The following is a 15,605-nucleotide window of genomic DNA, read 5'->3' as shown; positions in this document are numbered from 1 at the left end:
CGATCAGCAATCAGCAATCAGAGCAGGGGGAATTCACAATGGCGCAAGCGTCGACTCAGAAGCAAGCGACCCGGCAGCAAGAGATGACGAAGAGAGTGTCGTCATTAAAACAGCAGTTATTTCGAAAACATGTATGGTTTTACTTATTGGCGGCACCGGGCATGTTGTACTTTCTATTGTTCCATTACGTACCGATGTGGGGGGTACTGCTGGCGTTTCAAGAGTACAGTCCTTATAAAGGGCTGTTGAAGAGTGAATGGGTAGGTTTCGAACATTTTCAACGATTTTTCTCCGAACCGATCTTCATGCAACTCTTGAAGAACACGCTATTGCTCAGTTTCTACAACTTGTTCTTCTTCTTTCCCTTCACCATTCTATTGGCGTTGTTGTTGAACGAAGTGCGGTCGAGCTTGTTCAAGCGATTCGTACAGACGGTCGTATACTTGCCCCACTTCGTTTCCTGGGTCATTATCGTCGGGATCACGTTCATCTTCTTCGGGCCATCCGGCGTCATTAATCATTATTGGGACGAATGGTTCAACGATACCGTTCCGTTCCTTATGAGCAACAACTGGTTCCGGCCACTTATTGTCCTCCAGCAGATATGGAAGGATGCAGGCTGGGGCACGATCATCTTCCTGGCTGCTCTTGCCGGTATCAATCCGGAGCAGTATGAGGCAGCCACCGTTGACGGTGCGAACCGCTGGCATCGGGTCTGGCACATCACGCTGCCAGGAATTCGCAGCACCATTGTCATTCTGCTGATCTTGCGGCTCGGCTCCGTTATGGATTCGAACTTCCAGCAGGTGTTCCTGATGTGGAACAACTTCAATGAAACGGCAGCGAGCGTATTCGACCTATACGTGTACAAGGTGGGCATGCAGCGCTTCGAATTCAGCTATAGTATCGCAATTGGGCTGTTCAATTCGGCAGTAGGCCTGATCCTCATGCTGACGGCCAATTTCGCCGCCAAGTTGTTCAAAGAAGAAGGAATTTTCTAAAGGGCGAGAGGAGAAACCTATGCTAGTCAAACGCATCTCGATATTCAACATCTTCAACGGGCTATTCTTGTTCGCCTTGTGTCTGACGGTAATCCTGCCATTCTGGTACATGTTTGTCGTCTCGGCAACCCCGGTCAGCGAGTCGATCGGAGGACGATTCTTCCTATTCCCGAAGGAATGGAACTTGGAAGCATACCGTTACTTGTTCTCAACCGACCGATTCATGACCAGCATCGGGAATACGATCTACATTACGGTCGTAGGGACGATATTCAATTTGATCATCTCGATTACACTGGCATATGCCTTGTCCAAGAAGACGTTGCCTGGCCGCAAATGGATGCTGATGTTAATGCTGTTCACCATGGTATTCAACGGGGGCTTGATTCCTTCCTATTTGCTCATCAAATGGCTGGGCTTGCTGAACAACTACTGGGCGCTCATCCTACCAGGGGCTACCAACGCTTTTACGGTGTTGGTTATGAAAACATTTTTTCAGAATTTGCCTGATAGCCTGGACGAAGCGGCGCGAATCGACGGAGCGGGGGAACTGCGCATCTTGTGGTCGATCGTCATACCGCTCTCCATGCCGATCATCGCGACATTCTCCTTATTCTTCATGGTTGCACATTGGAATTCATTCTTCGGGGCGATCATGTATATGACCGACAGCGCGAAATGGCCAATTCAAGTGCTTCTAAGACTGATGGTGATTGCCGGGACCGCGAATATTGCCGCCGAGAGCAATTTGAATTTCGAGCTGGTGAGCAAGGTCGGAGACAACGTCAAGATGGCCGCGATATTGGTCGCCATGGTTCCGATTATCGTCGTGTACCCATTCCTTCAAAAACATTTTGCGAAGGGGGCGATGCTTGGCTCAATCAAGGAATAGCAAGGACGCATACAGCTTGGTTAGCGCTTCATGTTGATCGTACAATCTCAACTATATCGAGGGGAGTTATCCACAATGAAAAAAACGATGGTCTCGGCCGTAACCGCCATTACCTTAACGGCAACTGTATTGACTGCATGCGGCACAACGACAGGGGATAACAAGGAAAGTGCAGCCAGTCCGGCGACTACAGCAGGTGCGAAGACTGCGGAACCGACGACGATTAAGGCATTGGCGATATTGTCTGGAGGCGAGCCGCCGGTCCTGGAGAACAACCAGGCACTAAAAGAGATTGAGAAGCGGGCGAACGTCAAGCTGAACGTGGAGTTCGTACCCGGGGACGTTTACTTGGACAAGGTCAACATCGCCATCGCCGCAGGTAACCAATACGATATGATTTTGCTAACCGATGGAAAGGACTCGAAATACGAGAAGCTGGTGAGTCAAGGTGCGTTCCATGATCTGACCGACATCATCAAAGGCATGAAAAATCTGCAGCAAATTCCTCAGTATACATGGGACATGACTAGCGTTAAAGGCAAGCTGTACGGTGTGCCAAGACCGCGCAGTGAGTTCGGTGGAGGTAATGCGAACCTCTTCATGCGCAAAGATTGGCTCGATAAATACAACCTGCAAGTGCCGAAGACGCTCGACGAATTCACCAACGCTCTGAAGGTGTTCAAGGAGAAGGATCCGGCTGGTGGTGGTAAAACGATCCCGCTGATTGCAGGACCGTACACCTCGCCATACATGTCCTCGATGAATCCGATTGCCTACGCGTTAGGCTTACCGAACATCTACAAGATCGAGGGAGACAAACCGGTTACTTACTTCCAAACACCGGAGTATAAAAGCTTCTTGGACTGGGTTAAGATGGCTCAATCCAGCGGGTTGATCGACAAGGACGCTCCAGTCATCAAGGGCGGTCAGTCTCGTGACAAATTCCTCGCCGGGGTAGGAGGCGCGTTCGTCAACAACGTCGGTATTATGAACGAGAACGTCGTCGCAACGATCAAGAAGGCTGATCCCAAAGCCGAACTCGTCGGCATCCCGTATCTGGAAGGACCCGGGGGCAAGAAGGGCGCACAAATGATCGAAGGGTACTTCGGGATCTGGGTCGTTCCGTCCAACGTGTCCAAGGATAAAGCAAAGAAAATTGTAGAGTTCCTCGATTGGTCTGCGTCGGATGATGCGACTACGATACTCAAGGCCGGCATTCAAGGGATTCATTATAACACCTTCAATAAGGAACTAGGCTTGCCTGAGCGGACGGATGAGCAGAAGAAGCTGTTCGACAAGGAAAAGCCGAACCTGCTGATTCTGGAAAATCAATACAGCAAACATTACTATGTCGATTCTCAACTGGTGGACGTTCAGAAGGCGCAGAAAGCCGTGCTCGATGGCTTCGAGAAGGTAGGAGTACCAAATCCGTTATTGAAGTACTTGTCCGACACAGCAGGCAAAAATCCGGATCACCAGAAAAAGGTGACCGAAGCGGCTGTTAACTATGTATTGAACAATGGCGACTGGAATGCGGTGCAGGCCGAAGTGGATGCGTGGTCGAAGGGCATGGGGGCAACGATCCTGAAAGAATTGATGGACCAGTATAACGAAGGCAAGAAGAAATAAGGTCGACCTTCCGGAAATGGACGAACATCCATTTCCGGTTTGCATTCATGAAAAGGTACGAGAGGAGCAGAAGGAACATGAAGCATAAATTCGCTGCGCAGTTGATGACGTTGCATCGGCAAACGGAGGAAGACTTTCCCGGTGTGCTCCGCGCTGTCCGTGAGATGGGCTGGCCGGCTGTCCAAATATCGGGGCTAAGGGGCTGGCTTGCGAAGGACATAGCAGCCGTGCTGAAGGAAACCGGTCTGGCCACGGCTGGCGTCCATGTGTTGCTCGAGCGGTTGTTGAACGAGCTGGACGTCGTCATGGAGGAAGCGGCTATCTTCAACACGCGCGACATCATCTGCCCATATATGCCGAAGGAATACCAGAACCCGGACGGTTACAGGCACATGCGTCTGGTGCTGAATGAGATCGCTGAACGGATTGCTGTGAAAGGCTTCCGATTCTCGTATCACCATCATGCCTTCGAATTCGATACGGAGATCGATGGTGTAACGGCGCTCGAATACTTGCTGCAGCCGTCCCAGGACAACCGGATCCTCGCCGAGATCGATACGTATTGGGTGAAGAAGGGGGGCCAGGATCCTTATGCCTTTCTTCGCAAGTATGAGAATCGGATGCCGATCATCCACTTGAAGGATATGACGCCAGATGACTTGCAAGCGACTGCGGAGATCGGCACGGGCAGCATAGATTTCGCACCGATCTTGCTCTGGGGCGAGCAGCATGGGATCGAGTGGTACGCCGTCGAGCAGGATGTCTGCCCTGGTCATCCACTGGACAGCTTACAGGTATCGCTCGACAACTTGAATCGGCTGGTGGACCAGCTACATGAACAGGGGAGGATGTCATAATGAGCAACGTAAGATTCGGAGTTATCGGGTTAGGCAATATGGGAACGATGACGGCCAATTATTTGACGAAGGGCGAAGTGGAGGGAGCGGAACTGGCGGCCGTATGCGAAATGTTCCCCGATCGGTTGAAATGGGCGGAGGATCATTTCCCGGCAAGCGTGAACAAGTTCAACTCCATCGACGGGATGCTTCACTCAGGCTGCATCGATGCGGTGTACATCGCTACACCTCATTTTGATCACCCTTCCATCGCGATACGCGCATTCGAGCGAGGGCTGCATGTACTGACGGAGAAGCCAGCTGGCGTGTATACGAAGCAAGTAAGGGCTATGAACGAAACGGCGGCCAAGTCGGGTACCGTGTTCGGAATGATGTACAATGCACGTACGCAGCCGCTGTACCGGAAGCTACGTGAGCTCGTCGTCTCTGGCGAGCTAGGAGAGATTAGACGGACGAACTGGATCGTGACGAACTGGTATCGGCCGCAGAGCTATTACGACTCTGGTACGTGGCGAGGCACTTGGGCAGGTGAGGGGGGAGGTGTGTTGATTAATCAGGCGCCGCATCAGCTCGACCTGTGGCAGTGGACGATGGATATGATGCCCAAGCGTGTTCGGGCTTCCTGTTATTTCGGGAAGAACCGCGATATTGAAGTGGAGGACGAAGTTATCGCGATCGCGGAATATGAGAATGGGGCGACTGGACAATTCATTACTTCAACGGGGGAAGCGCCAGGTACGAACCGATACGAACTGGTCGGCGACCGGGGGAAGATCGTCATCGAGGATGGGAAGATGACATTCTGGCGGCTGACTGTGTCGGAATCGGAGTTCAACCGGACAACGAAGGACTTGTTCCGCCAGCCGGAATGTTGGAAATGCGACATTCCAATCGTCAAGCAGGAGAAGGATGGCCACCTGTTGACGACGCAAAACTTCACCGACGCCATACGCAACGGCACCTCCTTGATCGCGCCTGGGGAAGAAGGAATCAAGGGCCTGATGCTGTCGAACGCCATGCATCTATCTGCTTGGACGGACAGCTGGGTGGATCTGCCGATCGATGAAGAGTTATTCCTGTCGCATTTGCGGGAGCGGATGAAGACGAGTCGATACAAGCAGGGGGTCGAGCTATGAGCGAACGTCTCGCTGTCGGAGCGATCCCAGTACCAGAACCGAGAATTGCTCGATTCGAACAGATGGCCTTCGGCCTATTCATTCATTGGGGCCTCTACTCGGAGCTCGGGCAAGGTGAGTGGATTCAACGCACCCGGCAAATTCCGAAGGAAGAATACGCCAAGTTGCAGCTAGCGTTCAGTGCGGAGGAATTCGATGCTCGAAGCATCGCGCAAAGCGCGCGGAGAGCGGGGATGCGCTACATTACCGTCACAACTCGCCATCACGACGGATTCTCCTTGTATGATACGCGAGGATTGAGCAGCTTCGACGTCATGAATAGTCCTGCGAAGCGGGATCTCGTCCAAGAGTTCGTTGACGCCTGTCGAGAGGAAGGGCTACTCCCAGTGCTCTATCATACGACGCTCGATTGGAAGCAAGATAGCTATCGTGCAGACTTTGATGCGTACCTGGACTATCTGTACCATTCGGTAGAGCTGCTCTGCACACACTATGGCCCTATCGGCGGCTTCTGGTTCGATGGCAATTGGGACCGTCCCGACGATGACTGGAAGCTCGATGAGCTATACGGGATGATCCGCCGCCTGCAGCCGGAAGCGTTGATTGTCAACAACACCGGACTGAATCATAGGGGCGAATTGGGACATCGCGAGATCGACAGCGTCACTTATGAGCAAGGGCGGCCGAAGCCGATGGACCGGACTGGGATGGAGAAGTATGTGGCCGCTGAAATGTGCGAGACGATGAACGATCATTGGGGGATCGGGAGTGGCGATTTCATGTACAAATCGTTGCCTCATCTGATCGAGAGCCTGTGCTCCTGTCGTAAGGTAGGGGCGAATTACTTACTGAACGTCGGTCCGACAGCGGCTGGACGCATTCCGAAGATTCAGGAAGCGATGTTAGAGCAGTTGGGCGATTGGTTGCAGTTGAACGGCCGGGCAATCTATGGAGGACGGCCGTCCTCGGTTGTGGGAGAAGGCAGCAACTTCGCTTTGGAGGCGGAAGACGGCAAGTTATACTTATTCATCCACCATCTGAAGATTAGCGGCCACGCGAATGTTACGGTGAACGGTGGAGGGGCAGGAGTGAAGCATTTCTCTGGCTTGTACCGACCGGTTCGCACGGTCCGATGGCTTGATAGTGGGGAGCTTCTGGAATTCGAGCAGGATATGTCGACTGGAGGGTTTCAGTTCATTGCGACTGGGTATCCCTATGGTGTGAATTATGTAGTACGTGTCGCGGAGGTGGAGTAGTAATGACTTCCTGTGGAATTGATACCGTCCATGGCTTATTGCTGCGGCTTCTTCCTGGACATACCGGCCATTAAAGAATGAATAAATCTTCCTGTGCGACCTTCAACCGAACTTCTTCCGTTATTATTAAAAACGGTGAAGCTACCCCTTTACAATAAATCAACTGGATTCCTGTTGGCCTTTCGATATAATATGGATGGATGCAGTCGAATTCAGCAAGGGAAGAAGGTTTGAGTAGGATGAAGCAATTTCGCACAAGATTAACGCTACTGTTCATTATATTGATTGGCAGCTCTGTCCTTGTGGCAGGCATATTCAGTGCGGTCATGATCGAGAAGTCGAAGGTAGCCGCCCTGGAAACGAGCATGAAACGCGAGATTCAAATCCTGATCGCAGCCGTCACATCCGTCCAATCGGATCAAGGTGCATTCTCGAAAATGTCGGCGGCGCAGTATGCGGAGCTGGCCGCACACTTGAAACAGTCGGCTGGTGCGAGAGTGACGTTCATCGAGGCAGATGGCAAGGTGAGCGGGGACTCGGACAGCGAGCCGAGCCAGATGGACAACCATTACAACCGTGATGAGATTCGACAAGCACGCGAACAGGGCGAAGGCTACTCCAAGAGGCATAGTGACACGACGAACCGGACGATGCTATATGTGGCGCTGCCCATCCTCCAACAGGACCGGATCATCGGTTATGCCCGCTTGTCGATGTCACTTGAAGAAGTAGAAACCACGATCAGGGCATTATGGTGGGGGCTGATCGGGGGCCTGCTGATCGTGTTCATTATAGCGGGAGCGATCAGCTTCCGAATCGCTCACCAGTTGACTCGTCCACTTGAGAAAATTACCCGGGTTGCCCGGCAAATTACGAACATGAATTACAAGTCCCGTGTCCAAATTCGCAATCAGGACGAGATTGGCCAACTGGGTCAAGCGATCAATACGATGGCGGATAGTCTGCAGGTGCAGATGAACCGAATTCGCGAGAACGAAACCCGGCTCTCCAGCGTGCTGGACAACATGGTCAGCGGCGTCGTCATGATCGATGAGCAAGGGGTGATCGTATTGCTGAATCGCCCTGCGGAAGAAATTATGGGCTTCACGTCCAAGGAACTGATCGGCAAGCCGTTCGACGGAGCGAAGCTGCCGTTCGAGCTGACGCAGATGATTCAGGAATGCATGGACCGCAATGAACATATACGCGATGAGATGAACTTCTACTACCCCGAGGAACGCATCCTTGAGGTCAACCTCGTCCCGATGATCCAAGTGGAACAGCTATGGGCCGGGCTTGTTATCGTGCTGCATGACATAACGGCGATCCGCCGTCTGGAGAAGGTGCGCAGCGAGTTCGTAGCGAATGTGTCGCATGAACTGAAGACGCCAGTTGCGGCCGTGAAAGGATTTGCGGAGACGCTGCTCGCCGGCGCGATGAACGACCCTGCCATCGCCCGACAATTTCTCCAAATCATTTATGACGAGAGTGAGCGGTTGAACCGGCTGATCGGTGACATACTGGAGCTGTCCAAGGTAGAGTCCAAGCGCATTCCACTACAATTCTCACCGGTGCACCTGAATGGATTTATGGGCAAGACACTAGAGATGATGCAGACGGAAGCCGAGAAGAAGTCGATCGATCTGGCGTTTCAGGTCAGCGAGGAGCTGTATCTGGAAGCAGACGAGGATCGGCTAGGACAAATTATGATCAATCTATTGTCGAACGGGATCAACTACACGCCGGAAGGCGGCAAAGTCCGGGTCAAAGCGATGTCCATAGCTGGCGACAATCAGGAAGCCGAGAAAATACGCATCGTCATCTCCGACACCGGCATCGGCATTCCCAAGAAAGACTTGCCGCGTATCTTCGAACGATTCTACCGGGTGGACAAGGCACGTTCACGCAGTTCCGGCGGTACTGGGCTTGGCCTCTCGATCGTAAAGCATCTGGTGGAGCTTCACAAAGGAACGATCCGTGTGGAGAGCGACCTGGGTATAGGCTCCAAATTCATCATCGAGCTCCCGGTCATTCAGAGCTAACAGTTTACAAAATGTTAACAAACTCTTCAAACAACATTTACAATCGTATGCTAAACTGAGCTTGACCGTATACTAATGTAAATCGGAACCATACAATTTAAATTCATAAGCCGTGTATGCTTGATCGGGGGTTTGCATGTCGAAAAAGATTTTGGTTATCGAGGACGAGCCTACCTTGGCGAGATTGCTGTCCTATAACTTATCGCAGGAAGGCTATGAAACGAAAGTGATTGATCATGGCGGGGAAGGGCTACAGGCCGCCCAGCAGCATGCGTACGACTTGATCATTCTGGATATTATGCTGCCGGGGCTCAACGGGTTCGAGATCTTGCAGAAGCTGCGTCAGAAGGGCAACAAGACGCCAGTTATTATATTGACGGCACGCAATGCAGAAGAGGAAGTCGTCCAGGGCTTGAAGAGCGGAGCAGATGACTATATCACCAAGCCATTCGGTGTCGCCGAGTTGCTAGCTCGTGTGTCGGCCGTCATGAGACGGACGAAGTCAGACGACGGAATGCTCATGGAAGATACGAATCAAGACAAGGTCATCCAGATCGGCGAGTTGAAAATATACCCTGAGAAATATGAAGTCAACCTGAACGGCCATTCTATTCCGCTGCGGCCCAAGGAATTCGAGGTACTGCTCTACTTGGTGCAGCGCCCTGGGGTAGTCATAACGCGGGACGACCTGATGAACATCGTTTGGGGCTTCGACTATGTTGGCGGCCAACGTACCGTTGATGTACACGTCAGCTCGCTAAGGAAGAAGCTGGAGATGAATCAGGAAAGCGTTCAGATCGACTCCATCAGGGGATTGGGCTATAAGCTCGTCATGCATGGGCCGAAGAAATGAAGCAGCCTACTCCTTGAGCGAGCCAAGCATAGCACCTTTTACAAAGTACTTCTGTAAGAACGGATACACAAGCAGAATCGGAACCGTACCGAACAGGATGATGCCGGCTTTTAACATTTCCGGTGTGGCGGGACGAGATAGATCGACCGTACCAAGCTGCGAGAAGGAGCCCAGGTTGTCCTCGATAACCAGATTGCGCAGAAGCACCTGTATCGGGAGCAATGACTTCGTGTGGATGTAGATGAGTGCACTGAAGTAGGAATTCCATTGACCGACCGCGTGGAACAGCGCGATGGTCGCGATGACCGGCATAGACAACGGGATGGCGATGCGGGCGTAGATGCTTGCTTCTCCGCAGCCGTCGATCTTGGCCGCATCGAACAGCTCACTTGAGATACCTTGGAAGAAAGTTTTCATAATGATTACGTTGAACGCTGTAAGAGCGCCTGGAATCATCAAGGCCCACAGCGTATTTTCCATTTGCAGCGATCGTACAACAAGGTAGCTCGGAATGAGCGGAACCGAGAAGACGAACGTCACGATAATGCCTCTCAGAATCAGTCGCCGGAAGGGCATACGAGAGCGCGAAAGTGAATAGGCGATCATTGAGGTAAGCAGCAGGGCGATGAGCGTGCCGAATACCGTAATATAGATGCTCACACTTAGTGCCCGCCATAGCGAATCGGTGGCGAATATCGTATGGTACACCTTCACATTCCATTCCTTCGGCCAGAAGTACACTTGCTTCGCCCCTACGTACTTTGGTGAGCTCAGCGAGACAGCGACAAGATGGACGAGTGGAGCCAGCATCGACAGGCTGATTATGATGAGCAGCATATTATTGAATAAGGTGAATGTCCGGTCTGATTTGTAGCTGGGCATTGCAGTCTCTCCCCCCGTACGTTAATAGATGCTTTCCCCCGTCGTTCGCTTGCTTAAGAAATTCAATCCCATGATGAGCGTCAAGCCGATGACCGATTTGAATATGCCGATCGCGGTCGTATAGCTGAACTGGGCGCCTAACAAACCTACTCGATAGACATACGTATCGATCACTTCCCCAACACTGCGCACGAGCGGGTTAATGAAGATGAGCACTTGCTCCACATTCGTGTCCAGCACACTGCCGATTCGCAGCAGGAATAGCACGACGATAGCTGGCATCAGCGAGGGTAAGGTGATCGACCACATCTGCCGCCACCGTCCGGCACCATCAACCATAGCCGCTTCGTACAGGTTCGGATTAATACCGGCCAGCGCAGCCAAGTAAATGATCATTCCCCATCCAGCTTCCTTCCAGATTCCGATGGTCACGAGCATACCGCGGAAATGATCCGGATTCGTCAAATAATCGGTCGGAGCGAGGCCCAGGTTTTTCAATATCGTGTTCAAAAATCCGTCGACCGTCAGCAAGTTGATGAAGATCCCCCCGACGATAACCCACGACAGGAAGTGGGGCAAATACAACAGCGTCTGGACAGAGCGCTTCAACCACATGCGTCTCATCTCATTGAGCAGAAGCGCGAGGATGAGAGGGGCGGGGAACCCGAACACGATAGACAGCAAGCTCAGCATGAGCGTATTGCGTAGGATCTGGAAAAACTCGGCGAATCGGAACATGTTCTTGAAGTGAAGGAAGCCGGACCATGGGCTGTCCCATATGCCCAGAAACATATTGTAGTTCTTGAAGGCGATCAGATTGCCGCCGATCGGTACGTATTTGAATATAATAAAATGCAATATTCCTGGAAGCGCGATCAGAAACAGCACGACCGCATCTCGTTTCCCGGCATTCCGAATCATAGCGGACTCTCCTTCCTGATGATGGAGTAAATGATGGATTAAAGGCCTGCTCTCCTGGGAAAGCAGGCCTAAGCGTACATGGTTTATTTCTTAGCGTGGAACTTGTTGTACCAATCTGTCGCCTCTTGAATCGCCTGATCGCCGCCGCGTTTCTTCCACTCCTTCACGAACTCATCGAACGAAGCATCCAAGTCGGCCTTGCCTGTAATGACTTTGGCGAACATATCGAGGAATAGCGTCCCGCCTCCGAAGCCAAGCTCTGGACGGGTTTTCATAGCTTCAAGCACCGGCATATGCAGCCCATCGTTTTTGTAAATAGACTGGTTGGCCGCTTCCAGGCCTTTCTTCAACAGATCGGCGTTCGGATCGACATCCAGCACAAGCGGTTCGAGACGGCCGTCTTTACGCGGATTTTGCGTGGTCCGGTAAAATTCATACGCATCATTATCCGTATTCGCTTTGCTAGCTGCGTCGTACTTAATCTTGCCATTCTCAACCGTATAGTTGGTGCCTTCAATGCCGTAGGAGAAATATTTCTCGGCCTTGTCATCGGACCAGGCCCAGTCCAGATACTTGATCACGTTCTCCGGATGCTTGTTCGTGGAAGGGATGACCCAGACGTGGCCGATCTGATCGCTGACCGGAGACAAGCCTTTGCCCTTCGGCCCCTCAGGTCCCGGGAGCATCGAGATTTTCACATTCTTCTCGTTGACGAACAGGCTCGGCTGCCAATCGGCGGCATAGTTGGGCACATCATGCATCCAGGAACCACCCTTGCCTTGCTTAATGCCGGCACGCCAATCGCTGCTCTTGTTCGTGAACAGGTTCGGGTTGATGTAGCCTTTCTCATATAGATTTTTCCAGAATTTCAGGGCATCCTTGATCTCCGGTTGAATAAGACCCGCTTGAAGCTTGCCGTCCTTCCAGATCCACTCCCTCGGGTGCACGCCGAATTCCTTGAAGAAGAGGTCGCCATAGTCCAGATTCTCACGTACATAGAACCCGTATTCATCATTCGGATCGCCATTGCCGTTCATATCCTGGACTTTGACCGCTTCGAAAAATTTCAGGTAATCGTCCAGCGTCTTAGGTTGAGGCATGTTCAGCTTGTCGAGCCAGTCCTGGCGGATGTAAATGACGCGATAAGCTGGAACCGCTGTCAAATAAGGAATGCCATAGATTTTGCCGTCCTTTGAGATTTTGGGGCTGTCCCACTGCTCCTTGGCAATCTTTTTCTTCAAATTCGGACCATATTTGTCCAAAAGATCGTTGAGCGGGGTGAATACGCCTTGCTCGACGGCACCGGGATGAATGCTTGACAAGATGCTGTCGGTTCGCACCATGTCCGGCAAATCCTTGGAAGCGAAGCGCACGGTCAACTGTTGAATATAGTCTGCATTATGGCCTAGAAATTCGTACTTCAGGTTGTAGCCGGACAGCTTGGACAGCTCTTTGGTGTAGATATCATCGTCTTTGTACTGCATCGCGTACTTGGCCAGCGTGTGGGAGAGCAGGATGTGAATATCTTTCGGCGCGTCTGTGGATGTTTCCTTGGAATCCCCCTTGCTGCATGCAGAAATGACCGTAACTGTGAGCAACGAGACTGCCATCAGGCTGGCAATCCTCTTCTTGTTCCGTAACATGTTCATAACATTCCCCTTTCCGGCCCCATTATAAAATTTGAAAGCGGTTTATTCGTACTCAATATAATGGAGCGGGAAGATGACACGCAATTATCACTTGGGTGCAGGGCAGGGGTCATATAATGATCAGAAAATAAGTGCTGCTGATAAGCGGTATAGTGTCAGAGGGAGCTGGGGGCTAGTCGGATAGTGCCTGATTGCGGAATTTCCCTGGAGACGTTCCGAAAAATTGCTTGTAAGCCCGGGTGAAGTTGGTCACATTCGTGTAGCGCAACTGGTCGGCAATGTCCTTAATAGGCATGCTTGTATGGGTGAGCCATTCCTTCGCCTTGTTCATCCGCTGCTCTAGCACATAATCGCTGAACGTTCGGTTCGTCTCTTCCTTGAACATTCGGCTGAGGTGCGAGGTGGACAATTGGAACTCATCCGCTAGCTGTTGCAGCGATAAGTCGCTCTCGAGATGTTCTTCCAAGTAGTGAAGCACTTGATTGATCAGCTTCGTCTGCCGGGTCACAGACAGCTGGCTCATGCGCTGCTTGACGGCCGGGAACACGGCGATCGACAACCAATCCCGTACTTCCTGAATCGTCATCATGCCATATAGCTCCTTGTACGCGTCCGCGCCTAGCGCATCGTCCAGCTTGCAGCCGAATCGGTGCAGCATATAGTCCAGCTCGCCCAGCAAGTAGGCGAAAGCGCCTATTGCCGCTTCAGCGCTGCGTATATGGTCAGGCAGTTCAGCAATCAGCTCGGACAGCTTGGCATCGGCGTCGTCCAGATTGCCGATCATAACGTGAGACACGATCGTCTTCTGCAGCTCGCTGAAGTTATGGGTAGCCTGCTTGACTTCGGCGGCTATGCTCTCACTGTTGATCGTTACGTTGTGACCCAGGGTCAGACGGTAGCGTAGCAAGTCGAGCGCTTCCTGGTAGCACGCATGAATGTTCGTATACCCGGAGCGTAGCGGGCTGGCGGCTACGCTTACTGTGAATTGAAAATATTGACTGACGTGCAACCGAATGTCGTCGAACAGACGTGGCAACCGATGAATGGCTGTCTCGTTCGCTGCATCTACACCGATCAAGACGGCTAGCTGCCCCGGCTGCGGCACAGTCGTGAGACAGGACAACTCCTCGCCGAACAGTTCCTCGATCATTTTGCGCAGGGCATAATGCATGAGGGTGCGGTCCTTTTCCTTATATTTGCGAATGAAGTTGATGTACTGATCGACGGCCACGACCGCGACGCAGAAGCGTGTGCCCTTGATCGGGAGCTGGAAGCGATCGATCTTATCCGCGCTCTGCGTCTCGGACATTTCACCTAGCAGCAGCTGTTGTATGATGCTTTGCTGCAAGTAGGGAGACTGCTCATGCAACTCTTTCTTCAGCTCACGATTCGTGCTGACCATATTCTCGATGAACGAATCTAGTGCCTTCAACCCGTCGGAGAATCGATAAGGAGTTGCTTGCCCGGAGAACGACTTATGCAGCATTCTGGCAATCGGATAGTAAAGCCGATAGGAGCCGAACAGGGCGGCGAACACCCATAATACGGCAATGACACCGACCATCGTCCATGTAATGGTGCGGATCGAGTCCGACTTGTGCGTCAGTACCTTGGTGGGCGTCACGATAATGTAAGTCCAGTCGGCGAACAGGGAGTTTTGGGAAGAGACCGTGTAGTCCGTACCGTCCAGCTTGTAATGCTGGGGCAGATGAGCCGCCTCTGCCTGCTGCTGTTGTCCGCCCGCACTTGCCGGATACAAATTCAGCCGGGTGCCGATGTCGGTCGTGTCCTTGCTGACGATGACCGATCCGTTAGAATCCACGATGAAGATTTTGCTCGCTAATCCTTCGGATAAGGTCGACAGGAATTTGATCAGCTCATGCACGCTCACATGTAGAACAAGAATGCCTTCGGAATATGACGTGGATAAGGGCACGGGACGGAACAACAGCAGGTCCTCCCGACTTCGGTTCGGATCAGGCAGCACCATGAAGGAGGAGTTGTATAACGGTTTTCCCCGTTCCACCATGTCCTTGACCTGTGATTCCGTCAGCTTATTCGCATCGGTCGCTGTGGAGTAGATCGTATTGTACTTTTGATAGACGAGGGAGACGTTGAACTTGATCGTGGACAAGCTGATTTCCCGGCGGATCGTTTCGGATACTTCAAGTGTCTGGTTCAGGTTATCCATGGAAGGGCCGAGCAGAACGGACTTTTCAAGTGATAAGTTGGTGGCAAGCCGGATGGACGTAATATGCAGGGACTTGATGAGATTGTTCATTTGGAATTGGATCTGGTCGAGGGCGGCGGCATGGTTCGCATTTACTTCCTGCTGCATGCTGCGTGCCGTTATGTAGGAAGAGGAGAGGCCAACGATCAGAACCGGGCCGATACTGAGGATCAGCGAGAATAGGATCAGCTTGCGCTTGAAGGATATGTTCTTGAAGCGTGATGTAATCGCTCTCATATTCAATCATTCCCCATCCT

The 15,605-nt window shown here is 52.0% G+C and carries 12 protein-coding genes; 8 read left to right on the top strand and 4 right to left on the bottom strand.

Annotated elements, in window-relative coordinates; all coding sequences use genetic code 11:
* Window positions 1–38 precede the first annotated feature (38 nt).
* The 8 genes from AC1DWB_RS16105 to AC1DWB_RS16070 all read left to right on the top strand — a co-directional run bounded on the left by AC1DWB_RS16105 (window position 39) and on the right by AC1DWB_RS16070 (window position 9,666).
* On the top strand, window positions 39–1,001 hold the full coding sequence (locus AC1DWB_RS16105) for an ABC transporter permease (RefSeq protein ID WP_477542099.1): 963 nt from the start codon (window positions 39–41) through the stop codon (window positions 999–1,001).
* A gap of 19 nt (window positions 1,002–1,020) precedes the next feature.
* Window positions 1,021–1,893: a carbohydrate ABC transporter permease gene (locus tag AC1DWB_RS16100; RefSeq protein ID WP_477542098.1), complete on the top strand. Its 873-nt coding sequence runs from the start codon at window positions 1,021–1,023 to the stop codon at window positions 1,891–1,893.
* 75 nt (window positions 1,894–1,968) lie between these two features.
* Complete coding sequence (locus tag AC1DWB_RS16095) at window positions 1,969–3,522, top strand: extracellular solute-binding protein (protein WP_477542097.1); 1,554 nt, start codon at window positions 1,969–1,971, stop codon at window positions 3,520–3,522.
* 77 nt (window positions 3,523–3,599) lie between these two features.
* Window positions 3,600–4,379, top strand: a complete 780-nt coding sequence (locus tag AC1DWB_RS16090) for a sugar phosphate isomerase/epimerase family protein (RefSeq protein ID WP_477542096.1) — start codon at window positions 3,600–3,602, stop codon at window positions 4,377–4,379.
* Window positions 4,379–5,515, top strand: coding sequence for a Gfo/Idh/MocA family protein (locus AC1DWB_RS16085; RefSeq protein ID WP_477542095.1), 1,137 nt, complete (start codon window positions 4,379–4,381; stop codon window positions 5,513–5,515). The genes AC1DWB_RS16090 and AC1DWB_RS16085 overlap by 1 nt, the downstream gene beginning before the upstream one ends.
* Window positions 5,512–6,771 carry an alpha-L-fucosidase gene (locus AC1DWB_RS16080; RefSeq protein ID WP_477542094.1) on the top strand — a complete coding sequence of 420 codons (1,260 nt, stop codon included), beginning with the start codon at window positions 5,512–5,514 and terminating at the stop codon, window positions 6,769–6,771. Before AC1DWB_RS16085 ends, AC1DWB_RS16080 begins: the two co-directional genes overlap by 4 nt.
* Before the next feature lie 239 nt (window positions 6,772–7,010).
* Window positions 7,011–8,813 carry a two-component system histidine kinase PnpS gene (pnpS, locus tag AC1DWB_RS16075; RefSeq protein WP_477542093.1) on the top strand — a complete coding sequence of 601 codons (1,803 nt, stop codon included), beginning with the start codon at window positions 7,011–7,013 and terminating at the stop codon, window positions 8,811–8,813.
* Between the two features lie 136 nt (window positions 8,814–8,949).
* Entirely contained in the window at window positions 8,950–9,666 is a 717-nt protein-coding gene (locus tag AC1DWB_RS16070) for a response regulator transcription factor (protein WP_477542092.1), read from the top strand.
* Between the two features lie 6 nt (window positions 9,667–9,672).
* Here AC1DWB_RS16070 and AC1DWB_RS16065 read toward each other — a convergent pair whose 3' ends face one another.
* From AC1DWB_RS16065 to AC1DWB_RS16050, 4 genes are all read right to left on the bottom strand, one after another.
* The gene (locus tag AC1DWB_RS16065; RefSeq protein ID WP_477542091.1) at window positions 9,673–10,548 is read right to left on the bottom strand and encodes a carbohydrate ABC transporter permease; all 876 of its coding nucleotides are present in this window, start codon (window positions 10,546–10,548) and stop codon (window positions 9,673–9,675) included.
* A gap of 21 nt (window positions 10,549–10,569) precedes the next feature.
* Window positions 10,570–11,469 carry an ABC transporter permease gene (locus AC1DWB_RS16060; RefSeq protein WP_477542090.1) on the bottom strand — a complete coding sequence of 300 codons (900 nt, stop codon included), beginning with the start codon at window positions 11,467–11,469 and terminating at the stop codon, window positions 10,570–10,572.
* Between the two features lie 83 nt (window positions 11,470–11,552).
* Entirely contained in the window at window positions 11,553–13,118 is a 1,566-nt protein-coding gene (locus tag AC1DWB_RS16055; RefSeq protein ID WP_477542089.1) for an extracellular solute-binding protein, read from the bottom strand.
* A 172-nt stretch (window positions 13,119–13,290) separates the two neighbouring features.
* Window positions 13,291–15,585, bottom strand: a complete 2,295-nt coding sequence (locus AC1DWB_RS16050) for a helix-turn-helix domain-containing protein (RefSeq protein ID WP_477542120.1) — start codon at window positions 15,583–15,585, stop codon at window positions 13,291–13,293.
* Window positions 15,586–15,605: the final 20 nt, after the last annotated feature.

It is taken from the genome of Paenibacillus sp. P4_E11, from assembly GCF_056401635.1.
The sequence above is the reverse complement of the archived record's forward strand: the minus strand, read 5'-3'. Positions and strand labels throughout refer to the sequence as shown.